Origin of the sequence: Pseudomonas sp. PvP025 (genome assembly GCF_017832155.1) — a bacterium.
GTDB lineage: Bacteria > Pseudomonadota > Gammaproteobacteria > Pseudomonadales > Pseudomonadaceae > Aquipseudomonas.
The window spans coordinates 5,294,322-5,309,236 of sequence record NZ_JAFIBJ010000001.1; the positions used below are offsets into that span (position 1 = coordinate 5,294,322).

Below are 14,915 nucleotides of genomic sequence, written 5' to 3' on the forward strand. Positions count from 1 at the left end.
CGCTGAGCAAGCTGGGCGCCGATCAGGGGCCCCATAAAAACAGGATCATTTAATCAATGGCCACATACGAAATCCTGATAGCCGATGACCATCCGCTGTTTCGCAGTGCGCTGCATCAGGCCGTCACTCTGGGCCTGGGTCCGGATGTTCGCCTGGTCGAAGTGGCCAGCATTGCCGAACTGGAAGCGCGCCTCACCGAAAAAGCCGACTGGGACCTGGTGCTGCTCGACCTGAACATGCCGGGTGCCTACGGATTTTCCGGGCTGGTGCTGCTGCGTGGGCAGTATCCTCAGATCCCAGTGGTGATGGTCTCGGCCCAGGAAGACGCTGATGTGGTGGTGCGCTCCAAGGAGTTCGGCGCCAGCGGTTTCATCCCCAAGTCCAGCGCGATGGAAGATATTCAGCAGGCTGTGCGTACGGTATTGGACGGTGATGTGTCGTGGCCGCCGCAGGCGTTTGAAGAGATCAACGTGTCCGACGAAGCCAAGGCGGCCCGTGATGGCCTGGCGAGCCTGACGCCCCAGCAGTTCCGCGTATTGACCATGGTTTGCGAAGGGCTTCTGAACAAGCAGATTGCCTATGAGCTGAGCGTGTCGGAAGCGACCATCAAGGCCCACGTCACGGCAATCTTTCGCAAGCTTGGGGTGCGTACGCGAACCCAGGCGGCGTTGCTCTTGCAACAACTTGAGTCAATTTCGCAGCACTAAGCTGTTACCGCTTCACGCTTTTTTGACTTTGCGTGATCTAGTTTCCCCACTTCTTTGGTTCAGTTGCCTACATCTATGTCGCCTTTCAAGGGTCAAACCGGTATCAAACGTATCTTCAACGCTGGGGGCTATTCACTGGATGGCCTGCGCGCAGCCTTCACCGGCGAGGCGGCCTTTCGTCAGTTGGTGCTGCTCAACGTCGTCCTGGTGCCGCTGAGCTTTTTCCTGAGTGTCAGCCGGGTCGAGCGGGCGCTGATGATCGCAGTGTGCCTGCTGGCGTTGATCGTCGAGCTGCTCAATTCAGCGGTGGAAGCGGCCATCGACCGTATCTCCCTGGACCTCCATCCTCTGTCGAAGAACGCCAAGGACATGGGCAGCGCCGCGCAGTTTGTGGCGCTGACCATGATCGCGCTGGTGTGGGCCGTGATCCTCGTCTGATCCTCAGGCAATACTCGGCAGCACGATCTCGTCGCTGCGCTGGACACCTGCGGTGAAGGCGCGGCACAGCTCCAGAAACTCGCGCATCGCCGAGGTCTGGTATTTCTGTTTATGCCAGATGAAGTAGAACTGCCGGGCCAGGTCCAGGTCCGGTGTTTCCACCGGCACCAGGCTGCCGCGGCGGAAGGCGTCGCGCAGCGCCAGGCGTGAGATGCAGCCAATCCCCAAACCCGATTCCACCGCGCGTTTGATCGCCTCTGTGTGCTCCAGCTCCAGGCGGATATTCAGCGTGCTGCGGTGATGGCGCATGGCTTGGTCGAAGGTCAGGCGCGTGCCCGAGCCTTGTTCCCGCAGAATCCACGCTTCACGGGTCAGCTCGTCCAGACTGGCCGTGCCGCGTTTAGCCAGGTGATGTTGCGGCGCGCAAAACACCACCAGCTCATCTTCCACCCAGGTTTGCACTTCGATATCCGGGTGGCTGCAGTCGCCTTCGATCAGACCCAGGTCAATCTCGTAGTGCGCCACCTGATGCACGATGTTGGCCGTATTCTGCACATGCAGCTTCACCTGACTTTCGGGATGCTGCTGCATGAAGCTGCCGATCAGCAAGGTAGCCAGGTAATTGCCGATGGTCAGGGTCGCGCCGACCGCCAGGGAGCCGAAGCCGGATTTGCCGTTGAGCAGGTCCTCGATCTCCTTGGCCTGGTCCAGCAGCGCCACTGCCTGGGGCAAGAGCTGATGGCCGAGGGCGTTGAGGCTCAGGCGTTTGCCGGCGCGGTCGAACAATTGGCAGCTGGATTGACGCTCCAGCTCGGTGATCGAGGTGCTGGCGGCGGATTGCGATAAGGCCAGAAGGCCAGCAGCGCGCGAGACGCTTTCCTGCTGGGCGACGGCGACGAAGACTTGCAGTTGACGGAGAGTAAATCGCATATCGATATAACCGATAACCCTTATCTTAATAATCCAGTTAACAGATATTGTCGCCGCCATTAGAATGCTGTGCAATTGCGCATCCACATCTTTGGCGCAGACCCATTTCCAGGAGTCCCCCGTACATGAGCAACATGAACCACGAGCGTGTCCTCAGTGTTCATCACTGGAACGACACTCTGTTCAGCTTCAAGTGCACCCGCGATCCGGGCCTGCGCTTCGAGAACGGTCAGTTCGTGATGATCGGCCTGCAACAGCCCAACGGCCGCCCGCTCATGCGCGCTTACTCGATTGCCAGCCCGAACTGGGAAGAGCATCTGGAGTTCTTCAGCATCAAGGTGCCGGATGGCCCGCTGACTTCCCAGTTGCAGCACTTGAAGGAAGGCGACGAGATCATCATCAGCAAGAAACCGACGGGCACCCTGGTGCTTGACGATCTAAAGCCGGGCAAACACCTGTACCTGCTCAGCACCGGTACCGGCCTGGCGCCCTTCATGAGCGTGATTCAGGACCCGGAAACCTACGAGCGTTTCGAAAAAGTGATCCTGTGCCACGGCGTGCGTTACGTCAACGAAGTCGCCTACCGCGAATTCATCACCGAGCACCTGCCGCAAAACGAATTCTTCGGCGAGGCCCTGCGTGACAAGTTGATCTACTACCCGACCGTGACCCGCGAGCCGTTCGAAAACGAAGGCCGCCTGACCGACCTGATGCGCAGCGGCAAGCTGTTCACCGACATCGGCCTGCCGCCAATCAACCCCGAGGACGACCGCGCCATGTTGTGCGGCAGCCCGAGCATGTTGGACGAAACCAGCGAAGTGCTGAACAGCTTCGGCCTGAAGGTCTCGCCACGCATGCGTGAGCCGGGTGATTACCTGATCGAACGCGCCTTCGTCGAAAAGTAATACCGAGCCAGTAACAACACAGCTCCAAAAAAATGTGGGAGGGGGCTTGCTCCCGATTGCCGAGTATCAGTCACCCGAGACAGTGACTGACACTCCGCTATCGGGAGCAAGCCCCCTCCCACATCTGGTTTGCGTGCTATTGAGCCGGCAGCACTTCCAGCACGCAAATCATCCCGGGCTCCGGGTAGTGCCAACGCACATCCACATCCCAGAACTGCGCCCCATATTCGCGCTCTGACGTTGGCACCTGATACGCCGGCCTCGGGTCTTGCGCCAGGCACTGCTCGATCAGTTCCACCAGCGGCTCTTCCAGGCGCTGGGCATGGCCTTGCGCCTGTTGCAACGCAGCCTTGAGCCACTGCACGCCGATCAGTTGCGGCGCAGCGCTGGCAACGTCGTTGGTGGCAGTGTCGATGATGTCGGCATACGGCACGTACGGTTTGATATCCAGCACCGGCGTGCCGTCGAGCAGATCGATCCCGGAAATCCACAGGCGGCCCGCTTCCACTTTGTCCAGCTTCACCACCGACTGGCCGATGCCATTGGGCCGATGGGTGGCGCGGGTGGCGAATACACCCATCGACGTGTTGCCGCCCAGGCGCGGCGGGCGCACTTTGAGGCGCGGCTTGTCTTCCAGCGCTTGATGGAACACAAACAGCAGCCACACATGGCTGACCTGCTCCAGGCCCTGCACCGCCTCACCCTTGTCGAACGGCGCCACCAGTTCCAGCACGCCCCGCGCGGCAGGCGCCAATTGCGGTTGGCGCGGAATGGCGAACTTCTCCTTGAAACAGGAGCGCACGAAGCCGACAGGCGAGACGTTGTAGGTCATGGCTTACGCACGAACCCGCAGCGTCAGGCCCTTGAGGAAGTTACGCAGCAACTGGTCGCCGCACGGGCGATAGTTGGTGTGGCCGAACTTGCGAAACAGTGCGCTCAGCTCCGGCTTGGACACCGGAAACTCGGCGGCCTTGAGGATGGCGTGCATGTCGTCTTCTTTCAGTTCGAAGGCCACGCGCAGCTTCTTGAGGATGATGTTATTGGTCACCGGCGTTTCGATCGGCTGCGGCGGACGGCTTTCGTCCTTGCCACGCTTGAAGATCACCAAACCATCGAGGAAGTGCGCCATGACTTCGTCCGGGCAGAACACAAAGCCTTCTTCCTCATCTTTTTTGAGGTAGGTCAGCAGGTCTTCCTTGGTCACGTCCATGCCGCCGATCTTGATGATCTCGACCATCTTGTTGTCGCTGATGTCGAGCATGTAGCGCACGCTGCGCAGTACGTCGTTGTGAATCATGGTGGGCAATCCTGATATTCAACTGAGGACACCGCCCAATAGGCGGTGTCGAGAAAAGGGGAGCGGCGTTTAGAACTTCTCTTTGCCGGACAGATAGCGCCATTGGCCCACCGGCACCTTGCCGATGGACACGCCGCCGATACGGATGCGGCGAATGGCGACAACCTTCAGGCCAACGGCTTCGCAGAACAGCGCGATCACGCCCGGTTGCGGATTTTTCATCGCAAAGCGCAGGCGGTTTTCGTTCTGCCAACTGGCCTTGACCGGCGGCAGTTCCTTGCCCTTGTACGTCAGGCCGTGGTTCAGGCGGTTGAGGCCGTGGGCAACCATGTCGCCTTCGACCTCCACCACATACTCCTGCTCGATCTTGGCGGCATCGGCGGTCAGCTTGCGCAGGATCTTCCAGTCCTGGGTGAACACCAGCAGGCCGCTGGCCTTGGCTTGCAGGTCAGCACTGGCGGTCAGGCGCAGGAAGTGGCCCTTGAGCGGGCGCTTGCTGAAACGGTGTTCTTCGGACAGCGTCTCGGCGCTGATCGAGGCCATCGCCGTCTCGGCATCCACGCCGGCCGGGGCGTGCAGCAGAATGGTCACCGGCTCCGGCACGGTGGCCTTGGCCTCCGGGTCCAGTTCGACCTTCTGCGTGGTGACCTTGAACTGCGGCTCGTCGATCACTTCACCGTCCACCGAGACCCATCCGCCTTCGATAAACAGCTCAGCCTCCCGACGGGAGCAACCGACCAGTTCGATAAGGCGTTTGGAGAGGCGTATGGGGTCAGTCATGACAAGGGCCGTAACAAAAAGGGGCGCCTATTGTACCTGCCTGGCGCCGGTTAATCCCGGCCCCATTTCAGCGCGCTTGAAAATGTGCGAGCGGGCTTGCCATGGGTGGCTGACGCAAACGCAGGTGCAGCAACGGATAGGGCTGGCCCAGGCCGTCATGGGCCGTGCGTCCGACCACTTCAAAACCCTGCTTGAGGTAAAACCCCAGTGCCTTGGGGTTTTGCTCATTCACATCAAGCGCCTCGGCATTCAAATGCTCGATTGCATAGCGCAGCAATTGGCGACCCAGGCCCTGGCCTCGGTGCAGCGGGTCGATAAACAGCATTTCGACCTTGCCTGCCGCCACCCCGGCGAACCCGGTGATGCGCTGGCGCGTGTCCTTGGTGCACACCAGCATCACCGCATCGAGGTAGCGGGTGAGCACCAGGTTTTTCAGTAGCGCAATGTAACTGTCCGGCAGGAAATCGTGGGTGGCCCGCACCGAGTCTTCCCAGATGCGCGTCAACTCTGTGTAGTCGCCGGTGTTGGGTGTATGGATGACCGAATGCTCGCGCATGTCTGCTGCTCCTTGCCTCGCTCTGCTCTGATGGGCAAAACAATAGACCCAAAAAAGCCCCGCCTCTTGTCCAGAGGCGGGGCTTTTGTATTTCTTTGCAGATTCAGTCGCGCTTTTCGGCCCACAGGTCGTATTCGTCGGCATCGGTCACGGTGCACCAGACCTTGTCGCCCGGCTTCAAGCCGCTGGCATCGTCGATAAACACGTTACCGTCGATTTCCGGTGCATCGAAGAAGCAGCGGCCAACGGCGCCTTGTTCGTCGACTTCGTCGATCAGCACTTCGATTTCCTTGCCGATGCGCAACTGCAGGCGCGCCGAACTGATCGCCTGCTGGTGCGCCATGAAGCGCTCCCAACGGTCCTGCTTGACGTCGTCCGGCACCACGGCCAGGTCCAGCAGGTTGGCCGGAGCGCCTTCCACCGGGGAATACTGGAAGCAGCCGACGCGGTCCAGTTGCGCTTCGGTCAGCCAGTCCAGCAGGTACTGGAAGTCTTCTTCGGTTTCGCCGGGGAAGCCGACGATGAAGGTCGACCGGATGATCAGATCCGGGCAGATCTCGCGCCAGTTCTTGATGCGCGCCAGGGTCTTGTCTTCGAACGCCGGGCGTTTCATCGCCTTGAGCACCTTGGGGCTTGCGTGCTGGAACGGAATGTCCAGGTACGGCAGGATCTTGCCGGCGGCCATCAATGGGATCAGTTCATCCACGTGCGGGTACGGGTAGACATAGTGCAGGCGCACCCACACACCCAGGCTGCTGAGGGCTTCGCACAGTTCGGTCATGCGGGTTTTCACCGGCGCGCCGTTCCAGAAACCGGTGCGGTATTTCACATCGACGCCGTACGCGCTGGTGTCCTGGGAGATCACCAACAGCTCTTTGACGCCGGATTTGACAAGGCGCTGGGCCTCGTCGAGGACATCGCCCACCGGACGGCTGACCAGCTTGCCGCGCATCGACGGAATGATGCAGAAGCTGCAGCTGTGGTTGCAGCCTTCGGAAATCTTCAGGTACGCATAGTGACGCGGCGTCAGCTTGATGCCTTGGGGCGGCACCAGGTCGATCAGCGGGTTGTGGTCCTGACGCGGCGGCACCACCTGGTGCACGGCGTTGACCACCTGCTCGTACTGCTGCGGACCGGTTACGGCCAGAACGCTGGGGTGCACGTTGCGGATGTTGCCTTCTTCCACACCCATGCAGCCGGTCACGATGACCTTGCCGTTTTCCTTGATGGCCTCGCCAATCACTTCCAGCGACTCCGCCTTGGCCGAATCGATGAAACCGCAGGTGTTGACCACCACCACGTCAGCGTCCTGATAGGTGGACACCACGTCGTAGCCTTCCATGCGCAGTTGCGTCAGGATGCGTTCGGAGTCGACCAGAGCCTTCGGGCAACCCAGGGAAACAAAGCCAACCTTGGGGTTGGCTTTTGCGATGGTGGTGGACATGTCTAACCTCGGTATTGAATGACGCCGCCGGTCGGGCACGACAAGGCGGTTGCCGGGCACTGGGTGTGCCTCTGATCAAAAAGTGCGCAATTCTAGCGATGGGCGGCGCGCTTGACCAGCTTTATGCGGGGAAATGCGACGAGTGCTGCGCCTGTAAAGAAAAAGGGCGCCGATCTGCGCCCCAGCAAGAAACTCACGTCAACCTCTAGCGTTGCTCAAGAGCCGCCAACACGTGCCCAGGGTCATTGTGTATGGCGCGCAGGAGCGCCCGTGCGGGGCCTTCTGGCTCCCGCCGACCTTGCTCCCAGTTCTGCAGAGTTCCCACTGCGACATCAATCGCTTTGGCAAAGCGCGCCTGAGAAAGCCCGGTAGCCTTACGGATCATTTTGACTTTCACGGCGTCCACGTGAAACTCACGGGATGGCGGACGTTCGCCACGGCCAATCTCGTCCATCTGGGTCATGCTTTCGACCAGGCGGTTGAATAGATTCTTTTCCATCACTTCCACCCTCTGTTTAATTGTGCAAGTACTCTCTTTTCCGCTGGAGAAAGATCATCTTTGATCCCCTTACGGTAGATCAGAATCAGCCTGATCTGATAAGCCGCTATTAAGTGGAAGTCGATCACCCGTACCCCGCCCTAGCTTTCATCGCTCAAAAGCTCGCCAAGGTCTTCCGTGAAGACGGGGGACTCAATGAATATCATCTTTAACGTGCTATCCGTCATTGGCGTAGAGGCGATGGTGGCGACTAGTGCCCTGCAATTCGGCATCCGTTTCCTGAGTGAAGGCGCAAGGGGCCATGGGGAATTTCTCATTATGATCATGGAGCTTTGCTCGAGCGCCGTGATGTTTGCGCTATTTACTACCAACGGGAGCGAACTGGCTGCCCAATGCCTTCGAACAGCGAAATCTAACCAGCGCATGCGCTATGCTTCGCGCCTTTACTCACGGGCCAGCCCCGTGAGTCAATAAAACGTCTGTTACGAGAAGTTAAACGGCGCATGCTAGGGTCCGCTCAGGTGCGTTGTTTATAAATGGCCGCAGGTCAAAGGGCAGGAGTGGTTGATGGGTCAGGCAAGTAGTCAGGCGGCGGGTGCCGAGCATTCAAACGCCAAGCCGATAGGCATGCTGGTGGCGGCGGTTGGGGTGGTTTACGGCGATATCGGGACCAGCCCGCTCTATACCCTCAAAGAAGTATTCACCGGCGGTTATGGGGTGCAGGTCAACCATGATGGTGTGTTGGGGATTCTGGCGCTGATTTTCTGGTCGCTGATCTGGGTCGTGTCGATCAAATACATGCTGTTCGTGCTGCGCGCCGACAACCAGGGCGAGGGCGGCATCATGGCCCTGACCGCGCTGGCGCGACGTGCGGCGGGGGAGCGCAGGAGACTGCGCAGTTTCCTCGTGGTGTGCGGCCTGTGCGGTGCGGCGCTGTTTTATGGCGACAGCATGATCACCCCGGCGATCTCGGTGCTGTCGGCCGTGGAAGGCCTGGAGCTGGCCTTCGATGGCGTGGATAAGTGGGTGGTGCCCATCGCGCTGGTGGTGCTGGTCGCGCTGTTCCTGATCCAGAAGCACGGCACCGACCGTATCGGCAAGCTGTTCGGGCCGGTGATGGTCACCTGGTTTCTGGTACTCGGCGGCCTTGGCGTGTATGGCATCACCCTGCACCCCGAAGTGCTCAGCGCGCTGAACCCGATGTGGGCCGTGCGTTTCTTCGAGGCTCACCCCGGCATCGGTGTGGCGATTCTGGGTGCAGTGGTACTGGCGTTGACCGGCGCCGAGGCGTTGTACGCCGACATGGGCCACTTCGGGCGCAAGCCCATCGCCCGCGCCTGGTTCATCCTGGTGCTGCCGGCGCTGGTGCTCAATTATTTCGGTCAGGGCGCCATGCTGCTGGGCGACCCTGAAGCCGCGCGCAACCCGTTTTACCTGCTGGCGCCAAGCTGGGCGCTGATCCCGCTGGTGGTGCTGTCCACCCTGGCCACGGTGATTGCATCCCAGGCGGTCATTTCCGGGGCGTTCTCGTTGACGCGCCAGGCGATCCAACTGGGTTACATCCCGCGCATGCACATCCAGCACACGTCCAGCGCCGAGCAGGGCCAGATCTACATCGGCGCGGTGAACTGGTCGCTGATGGTCGGTGTGATCCTGCTGGTGCTGGGCTTCGAGTCCTCCAACGCGCTGGCCTCGGCCTACGGCGTGGCAGTGACCGGCACCATGCTGATGACCACCATCCTGGTGTCGGCCGTGATGCTGCTGCTGTGGAAATGGCCACCGATTCTGGCCGTGCCGGTGTTGCTCTGCTGCCTGTTGGTGGACGGGCTGTACTTTGCCGCCAACGTGCCGAAGATCATCCAGGGTGGCGCGTTCCCGGTGCTGGCGGGGATCGTGCTGTTCGTGTTGATGACGACGTGGAAGCGCGGCAAGCAACTGCTGGTGGAACGCCTCGACGAGGGCGGCCTGCCGCTGCCGATCTTTATCAACAGCATCCGCGTGCAGCCGCCTCACCGCGTGCAGGGCACGGCGGTGTTCCTTACCGCGCGGCCCGACGCAACGCCCCATGCGCTGCTGCACAACCTGCTGCACAACCAGGTGCTGCATGAGCAAGTGGTGCTGCTGACGGTGGTCTACGAAGACATTCCGCGCGTACCCACCGCCCGGCGCTTCGAGGTGGATGCCTACGGTGAGGGCTTCTTCCGGGTGATCCTGCACTTTGGCTTTACCGACGAGCCGGATGTGCCCCAGGCGCTGAAGTTGTGCCATCTGGAAGAGCTGGATTTCAGCCCGATGCGCACCACGTATTTCCTCAGCCGCGAAACCGTGATCGCCTCGCGCATCAAGGGCATGGCGCGTTGGCGCGAAGCGCTGTTCGCCTTCATGTTGAAGAACGCCAACGGCAACCTGCGCTTCTTCAAGCTCCCGGTAAACCGGGTGATCGAGCTGGGCACCCAGGTCGAAATGTAGACCGCAGCGCCCCGGGAGCCGGTAATCGGCTCCCGTCTTTCCTTCTGAACCCTGTGTGATCGACGGTTGTCGACTAGGCTCCAGGCACCGTTGATGTGCCCACAGAACCCGGAAGAGGTGCGCCATGAGTCAACTGCTCGAACCCTATACCCTGCGCCAACTGACCCTGCTCAATCGCATCGTGGTCTCGCCGATGTGCCAGTACTCCAGCGCCGATGGCTTGGCCAACGACTGGCATCTGGTCCACCTCGGCAGCCGTGCGGTGGGCGGCGCCGGGCTGATCTTTACCGAATCCACCGCCGTGACCGCCGATGGCCGTATCACCGCCCAGGACTTGGGTTTGTGGAACGACGCACAGATCGCGCCGCTGCAGCGCATCACCCGTTTCATCGCGGCCCAGGGCGCGGTAGCCGGCATCCAGCTGGGCCACGCCGGACGCAAGGCCAGCACGCACCGTCCGTGGATCGGCAAGCATGGCAGCGTCAAGCCGGAAGACGGCGGTTGGGTGCCGGTGGGGCCCTCGCCGATGGCATTCGACCCACAGCACACCCAGCCCACGCCGCTGGACGAAGGGCAGATCCAGCAAGTGATTGCCGACTTCGTGGCGGCCGCCAGGCGCGCGTTGACGGCGGGGTTCCAGGTGGTGGAAATCCACGCTGCCCACGGCTACCTGCTGCACCAATTCCTCTCGCCCATCAGCAACCAGCGCCGGGACCAGTACGGCGGCTCCTTCGAAAACCGCATCCGCCTGGTGCTCGAAGTGACCCGCGCGGTACGCGATGTCTGGCCGCAGGAGCTGCCGCTGTTTGTGCGTGTGTCGGCCACCGACTGGGTGGAAGACGGCTGGAACCCCGATGAAACCGTGGAACTGGCGCGCCGCCTGAAGGACCTGGGCGTGGACCTGATCGACGTCTCCTCCGGTGGCACCGCCGCCAACGCCGAAATCCCCACCGGCCCCGGCTACCAGACGCGTTTTGCCGAGCGCGTGCGCAAGGAGTCCGGGATTGCCACCGGCACCGTCGGCATGATCACCGAGCCGGCGCAGGCCGAGCATATCCTGCGCACCTGCCAGGCGGACCTGATCTTCCTCGCCCGTGAACTGCTGCGCGATCCGTACTGGCCCCTGCATGCCGATGACGACCTGGGCGGACGCAAGGCAACCTGGCCGGCGCAGTATCAGCGTGCGACCCATCGCGACCAGCCAATCCACGAGTCCGATCTGCGCGATTGATCCTGCGCAGGCTGCACCAAAAACCCACCCGGGTCCGGTGGGTTTTTCTTTGTCCATCTGTGTGGGAAAAGGCTGTAGGTATTTGTTACCGAAGCAATTTTTTAAGTGAATACTCTAAAAAAATCCCACACCGGACGAGATTGTTTCTACGCTTAGGGTACGTCTGGTTCTGGCCCAGGAAGTCAGTCGGTTTGCCCGCGAAGGTATTGCGCTTTATCGCAGGCAAAGAATGGGCGCAAGGAGCATTTGATCGTTATCAGGAGAAACAGTCCATGGCCAAGTCCTATGGTGTAGCGGGTGTGGTGGCGTGTTTTCTGACCCGCAGGATGTCCCTGCGTAGTCGCAGGTTGAGTTCGGACGAGGCTGAATTGCTGGCGCAATATCGCGCCCTGACCGAGGACGATCAGGTGGCGATGCGGTACCTGGTGGGGGCGATGAAGAGTGTGTCGCGGTTTTAAAACCAGCGAAAATCAACGATGGGAGCGGCGGTGCGACGATTCGACTTGCCCGCGATGACGATTTTTCGGTGTACCTATCCGTTTCTGCGGTAACGGCTGCTGGAGGTTCCGCTCTTACAGCGGGTCACTTTTTGAAGAGCGCAAAAAGTAACCCAAAACGCTTCGCCCCAACACTCGGCACCTCGCTCAGGCTCGGTGTGCCCGAACGCAGGCTTTGGAGCGTGGGCCGCCGCGATGGGCCATCCTTGGCCCAGCGCGGCTAACCCGGCGTCCTGCCGGGTTACCCATGCTCCAAAGCCTGCGTTCGGCCAGCGTGTTTGACGGGGCGCTCCAGATCAAAAGCAAAAGCGTGGCGGCCTTAGAGCCGACCGGTATCGGGGCGTGTGAACGCGATCAACTGTGGGAGCGGGCTTGCCCGCGATGACGGCAGGCCAGTTGCTACATGAACGACTGACTCATCGCTATCGCGGGCAAACCTGTTCCCATATTTATAACCGGCGCCTCACGTGTACTTGCGCTTATCCGGCGCTGGCGGGAAGTACTGGTACAGCCAGGTTTCACTCAAGGTGCGGTCCTGGGTCCGGATAAACAGGCGCAGCTCGACGGGTTCCACGCTGTCGCTGGTGGGGTACCAGTCGAACAGGATGCGATAGCCCTTGATGTTGTCGAGCACCAGCACGCTGAAATCCTTGACCTCACCGTGTGAGCAAGTCACCACCGGCTCGATGCCGGTGCCGGCGGGCAGGCGGTCCAGGCCGCCGCCCTTGAAGTCCACGGCAAAGCGGCGCGCCCAGACTTCGGGGTAATGCTCGCCGGGTGCCCAGCCTTCGGTAAAGCCGCCCATGCCGGAACGGGTCGCGTCGACCTGCGCCAGCGGCGTGCTGACCGGGGGCAGGGCACTCCAGTACAACTTGTAGCCGTAATTGAGGGAGTCGCCGGCAGCCACGGGTTTTTTCGGGGTCCAGAAGGCCACGATATTGTCCAGGGTCTCGCCGGTGGTAGGGATTTCCAGCAGGTCGATCGAGCCCTCGCCCCAGGCGGTGGTCGGTTCCACCCACAGGCTTGGGCGCTTGCTGTACCAGTCCACGGTGTCCTGATAGCTGGCGAACTCATGGTCGGTCTGCACCAGGCCGAAGCCTTTTGGGTCAGTGTCGGCAAACGCGTTGAACTGCAACTTGGCCGGGTTGTTCAACGGGCGGCACACCCACTCGCCATTACCGCGCCACATCGCCAGGCGGTCCGAATCGTGGATTTGCGGGTGGATGGTGTCGCACATGCGCCGCTCATGGGTGCCGCAGCTGAACATGCTGGTCATCGCCGCGATGCCCAGTTGTTCGATGGCGGTACGCGCGTTGATATGCGCGTCGATCGCCATCACCACCTGGTTGGCCTGGCAGTCGATATCGAAGCGATAGGCACCGGTGGCGCTCGGTGAATCGAGCAGGGCGTACACCACAAAGCGCGTGGCGTTCTTTTCCGGGGTCTCGAACCAGAACTGCGTGAAGTCGGGAAATTCCTCGCGTTTTTTCGCGTAGGTATCAATCGCCAGGCCGCGCGCTGACAGGCCGTACTGGCCGGTGGAGTCCACCGCTCGGAAATAGCTGGCGCCCAAAAATGACAACACGTCATGGCGGTCCAGCTCCGGCGCCTTGAACAGCTTGAAGCCGGAGAAACCCAGGTCGCCGGTCAGTTGCTTGGTGTCTACCGTGGTCTTTTCATAGTTGAACAGCGACGGGCGGAAATGCACCTCACGGGCTTCGCGGGTCCTGGGGTCGACGCTGTGCATGCGCACCGGCGTCTTGAAACCCATGCCGACGTGGAAGAACTGCACATCCAGCTGGCCGTTCAACTCCTTCCACAGCGAATGATTGCCGTCGTAGCCAATCGCGTTGAAATTTTGCGGGGTCATGTTCGCCAGCGTAGGTGGCAGCACCTGCCGCGTGTCTTTGTAGGCTGCGCCGGCGAGCTGTTTGGCCTGGGCCTTAAGCGTTTCAAAATCGAATGCCACGGCCTTGCCATCGGCGGCACGGTTACCGGCCCAGGCCTGCGCGGCCAGCAGGCCACTGGCCGACAAACCGGTGTAAGCCGCAATGGCCATGGACGCTTTGAGCAAATTCCTGCGATGCATAGAGACAACCTGTCGTGAGCAAATCCCGCGCCGTTCCTGGCACGTAATGGATCAGAAATAACGGTTCGGACATGCCTTCGGCCAAACGCAACGGACATTAAACAGACGTCGGATAGCTTAAGCGGTTCGATGGGCAAGGAAAATTGATTGGTGGCACGGTAGTGGCTCTGCATGTGCGACAAGACATTTCCAAACCAGCGAAGGGGTGGCTGCGCACTTCAAACTACACAGGCGGTGTTACATCTGGAAGCACTCTAGCGAGCAGTAAATTTTGCACTTGGTTTTACGCTGAGGTCTGTTTGTCCTATGTACCCAAGTGCCTGGAGGCTATTTATGAATACCCGTGGATTGCTCGATCAGTTGCTTAAATCTGGTCAGGACATGTTGCAAAAAAAGGCTGGTGACCCGCGCAAATCGGATGAGAAAGGCGCGCTGGATGGCCTGCTCGGCAGTGGCGGCCTGGGCAGCCTGCTCGGCGGCGCAGGGGGTGGCGCTCTGGCGGCGGGCGCTATGGGCCTGCTGATGGGCAACAAAAAAGCGCGCAAATTCGGCGGTAAGGCGCTCACCTACGGCGGTCTGGCCGCCCTGGGCGTCATCGCCTACAAGGCGTACGGCAACTGGCAGGCGCAGCAGGCCAGCGCGCCCCAAAGCGAACCGCGAACCATCGACCGCCTACCGCCGGCCCAGGTCGAGCAGCACAGCCAGGGCATCCTCAAGGCGCTGGTCGCCGCCGCCAAGGCCGACGGACACGTCGACGAGCGCGAGCGCGCGCTGATCGAAGGCGAGTTCACCAAGCTGGACAACGACCGCGAGCTGCAAAGCTGGCTGCACGCCGAACTCAACAAACCCCTGGACCCCGCCGATGTGGCCCGCGCCGCAGGCACCCCGGAAATGGCCGCCGAGATGTACATCGCCAGCGTGATGCTGGTGGACGAGGAAAACTTCATGGAAAAGTCATACCTCGACGAACTGGCCCGCCAACTCCGGCTGGAGCCCGGCCTGAAGGCCGAACTGGAGAAACAGGTGCTTCTGGCTCAGTAACCACAGGCGGTACGCAAATCAAGGTAGGGGAG

16 protein-coding genes are annotated in these 14,915 nt (G+C 60.9%); 8 read left to right on the forward strand and 8 right to left on the reverse strand.

The window, feature by feature from the left end; genetic code table 11:
• Nucleotides 1–56 precede the first annotated feature (56 nt).
• The gene (gene erdR / locus JOE32_RS23070) at nt 57–707 is read left to right on the forward strand and encodes a response regulator transcription factor ErdR (protein WP_003231349.1); all 651 of its coding nucleotides are present in this window, start codon (nt 57–59) and stop codon (nt 705–707) included.
• A gap of 75 nt (nt 708–782) precedes the next feature.
• On the forward strand, nt 783–1,145 hold the full coding sequence (locus JOE32_RS23075) for a diacylglycerol kinase (protein ID WP_209989377.1): 363 nt from the start codon (nt 783–785) through the stop codon (nt 1,143–1,145).
• A 3-nt stretch (nt 1,146–1,148) separates the two neighbouring features.
• Here the strand turns inward: JOE32_RS23075 and JOE32_RS23080 are convergent, their stop codons facing one another.
• The gene (locus tag JOE32_RS23080) at nt 1,149–2,075 is read right to left on the reverse strand and encodes a LysR family transcriptional regulator (RefSeq protein WP_003231346.1); all 927 of its coding nucleotides are present in this window, start codon (nt 2,073–2,075) and stop codon (nt 1,149–1,151) included.
• 125 nt (nt 2,076–2,200) lie between these two features.
• On the opposite strand from JOE32_RS23080, the gene fpr reads away from it, so the two are divergent.
• Nucleotides 2,201–2,980, forward strand: a complete 780-nt coding sequence (fpr, locus tag JOE32_RS23085; RefSeq protein WP_003231344.1) for a ferredoxin-NADP reductase — start codon at nt 2,201–2,203, stop codon at nt 2,978–2,980.
• Nucleotides 2,981–3,116: 136 nt separating this feature from the next.
• On the opposite strand, the gene tsaA is transcribed toward fpr, so the two are convergent.
• The 6 genes from tsaA to JOE32_RS23115 all read right to left on the reverse strand — a co-directional run bounded on the left by tsaA (nt 3,117) and on the right by JOE32_RS23115 (nt 7,556).
• Nucleotides 3,117–3,812 carry a tRNA (N6-threonylcarbamoyladenosine(37)-N6)-methyltransferase TrmO gene (gene tsaA, locus JOE32_RS23090; protein WP_209989380.1) on the reverse strand — a complete coding sequence of 232 codons (696 nt, stop codon included), beginning with the start codon at nt 3,810–3,812 and terminating at the stop codon, nt 3,117–3,119.
• Between the two features lie 3 nt (nt 3,813–3,815).
• A complete protein-coding gene (locus JOE32_RS23095; protein ID WP_057007725.1) occupies nt 3,816–4,277 on the reverse strand; it encodes a DUF1456 family protein in 462 nt (153 codons plus the stop codon).
• Between the two features lie 69 nt (nt 4,278–4,346).
• On the reverse strand, nt 4,347–5,057 hold the full coding sequence (locus JOE32_RS23100) for an rRNA pseudouridine synthase (RefSeq protein WP_209989384.1): 711 nt from the start codon (nt 5,055–5,057) through the stop codon (nt 4,347–4,349).
• A gap of 67 nt (nt 5,058–5,124) precedes the next feature.
• On the reverse strand, nt 5,125–5,613 hold the full coding sequence (locus tag JOE32_RS23105; RefSeq protein ID WP_209989386.1) for a GNAT family N-acetyltransferase: 489 nt from the start codon (nt 5,611–5,613) through the stop codon (nt 5,125–5,127).
• Nucleotides 5,614–5,716: 103 nt separating this feature from the next.
• Nucleotides 5,717–7,045: a 30S ribosomal protein S12 methylthiotransferase RimO gene (gene rimO / locus JOE32_RS23110; RefSeq protein WP_209990711.1), complete on the reverse strand. Its 1,329-nt coding sequence runs from the start codon at nt 7,043–7,045 to the stop codon at nt 5,717–5,719.
• 217 nt (nt 7,046–7,262) lie between these two features.
• Nucleotides 7,263–7,556: a helix-turn-helix domain-containing protein gene (locus JOE32_RS23115; RefSeq protein WP_209989388.1), complete on the reverse strand. Its 294-nt coding sequence runs from the start codon at nt 7,554–7,556 to the stop codon at nt 7,263–7,265.
• Nucleotides 7,557–7,751: 195 nt separating this feature from the next.
• Between JOE32_RS23115 and JOE32_RS23120 the strand changes: the two genes are divergently transcribed.
• From JOE32_RS23120 to JOE32_RS23135, 4 genes are all read left to right on the forward strand, one after another.
• Complete coding sequence (locus tag JOE32_RS23120) at nt 7,752–8,030, forward strand: hypothetical protein (protein WP_209989392.1); 279 nt, start codon at nt 7,752–7,754, stop codon at nt 8,028–8,030.
• 93 nt (nt 8,031–8,123) lie between these two features.
• Nucleotides 8,124–10,025: a potassium transporter Kup gene (locus JOE32_RS23125; RefSeq protein ID WP_209989395.1), complete on the forward strand. Its 1,902-nt coding sequence runs from the start codon at nt 8,124–8,126 to the stop codon at nt 10,023–10,025.
• Nucleotides 10,026–10,149: 124 nt separating this feature from the next.
• Nucleotides 10,150–11,256, forward strand: a complete 1,107-nt coding sequence (locus tag JOE32_RS23130; protein ID WP_209989398.1) for an NADH:flavin oxidoreductase/NADH oxidase — start codon at nt 10,150–10,152, stop codon at nt 11,254–11,256.
• A gap of 272 nt (nt 11,257–11,528) precedes the next feature.
• On the forward strand, nt 11,529–11,714 hold the full coding sequence (locus tag JOE32_RS23135; RefSeq protein WP_209989400.1) for a hypothetical protein: 186 nt from the start codon (nt 11,529–11,531) through the stop codon (nt 11,712–11,714).
• 502 nt (nt 11,715–12,216) lie between these two features.
• Here JOE32_RS23135 and JOE32_RS23140 read toward each other — a convergent pair.
• On the reverse strand, nt 12,217–13,842 hold the full coding sequence (locus JOE32_RS23140; RefSeq protein WP_209989403.1) for a glucan biosynthesis protein D: 1,626 nt from the start codon (nt 13,840–13,842) through the stop codon (nt 12,217–12,219).
• Nucleotides 13,843–14,175: 333 nt separating this feature from the next.
• On the opposite strand from JOE32_RS23140, the gene JOE32_RS23145 reads away from it, so the two are divergent.
• Nucleotides 14,176–14,883 carry a tellurite resistance TerB family protein gene (locus tag JOE32_RS23145; protein WP_209989406.1) on the forward strand — a complete coding sequence of 236 codons (708 nt, stop codon included), beginning with the start codon at nt 14,176–14,178 and terminating at the stop codon, nt 14,881–14,883.
• Nucleotides 14,884–14,915: the final 32 nt, after the last annotated feature.

Excerpts from the sequence above, each read along its gene's own strand:
- erdR (WP_003231349.1), top strand. The coding sequence starts at position 57 with ATGGCCACATACGAAATCCTGATAGCCGATGACCATCCGCTGTTTCGC.
- JOE32_RS23075 (WP_209989377.1), top strand. The coding sequence starts at position 783 with ATGTCGCCTTTCAAGGGTCAAACCGGTATCAAACGTATCTTCAACGCT.
- JOE32_RS23080 (WP_003231346.1), bottom strand. The coding sequence starts at position 2,075 with ATGCGATTTACTCTCCGTCAACTGCAAGTCTTCGTCGCCGTCGCCCAG.
- fpr (WP_003231344.1), top strand. The coding sequence starts at position 2,201 with ATGAGCAACATGAACCACGAGCGTGTCCTCAGTGTTCATCACTGGAAC.
- tsaA (WP_209989380.1), bottom strand. The coding sequence starts at position 3,812 with ATGACCTACAACGTCTCGCCTGTCGGCTTCGTGCGCTCCTGTTTCAAG.
- JOE32_RS23095 (WP_057007725.1), bottom strand. The coding sequence starts at position 4,277 with ATGATTCACAACGACGTACTGCGCAGCGTGCGCTACATGCTCGACATC.
- JOE32_RS23100 (WP_209989384.1), bottom strand. The coding sequence starts at position 5,057 with ATGACTGACCCCATACGCCTCTCCAAACGCCTTATCGAACTGGTCGGT.
- JOE32_RS23105 (WP_209989386.1), bottom strand. The coding sequence starts at position 5,613 with ATGCGCGAGCATTCGGTCATCCATACACCCAACACCGGCGACTACACA.
- JOE32_RS23115 (WP_209989388.1), bottom strand. The coding sequence starts at position 7,556 with ATGGAAAAGAATCTATTCAACCGCCTGGTCGAAAGCATGACCCAGATG.
- JOE32_RS23120 (WP_209989392.1), top strand. The coding sequence starts at position 7,752 with ATGAATATCATCTTTAACGTGCTATCCGTCATTGGCGTAGAGGCGATG.
- JOE32_RS23125 (WP_209989395.1), top strand. The coding sequence starts at position 8,124 with ATGGGTCAGGCAAGTAGTCAGGCGGCGGGTGCCGAGCATTCAAACGCC.
- JOE32_RS23130 (WP_209989398.1), top strand. The coding sequence starts at position 10,150 with ATGAGTCAACTGCTCGAACCCTATACCCTGCGCCAACTGACCCTGCTC.
- JOE32_RS23135 (WP_209989400.1), top strand. The coding sequence starts at position 11,529 with ATGGCCAAGTCCTATGGTGTAGCGGGTGTGGTGGCGTGTTTTCTGACC.
- JOE32_RS23140 (WP_209989403.1), bottom strand. The coding sequence starts at position 13,842 with ATGCATCGCAGGAATTTGCTCAAAGCGTCCATGGCCATTGCGGCTTAC.
- JOE32_RS23145 (WP_209989406.1), top strand. The coding sequence starts at position 14,176 with ATGAATACCCGTGGATTGCTCGATCAGTTGCTTAAATCTGGTCAGGAC.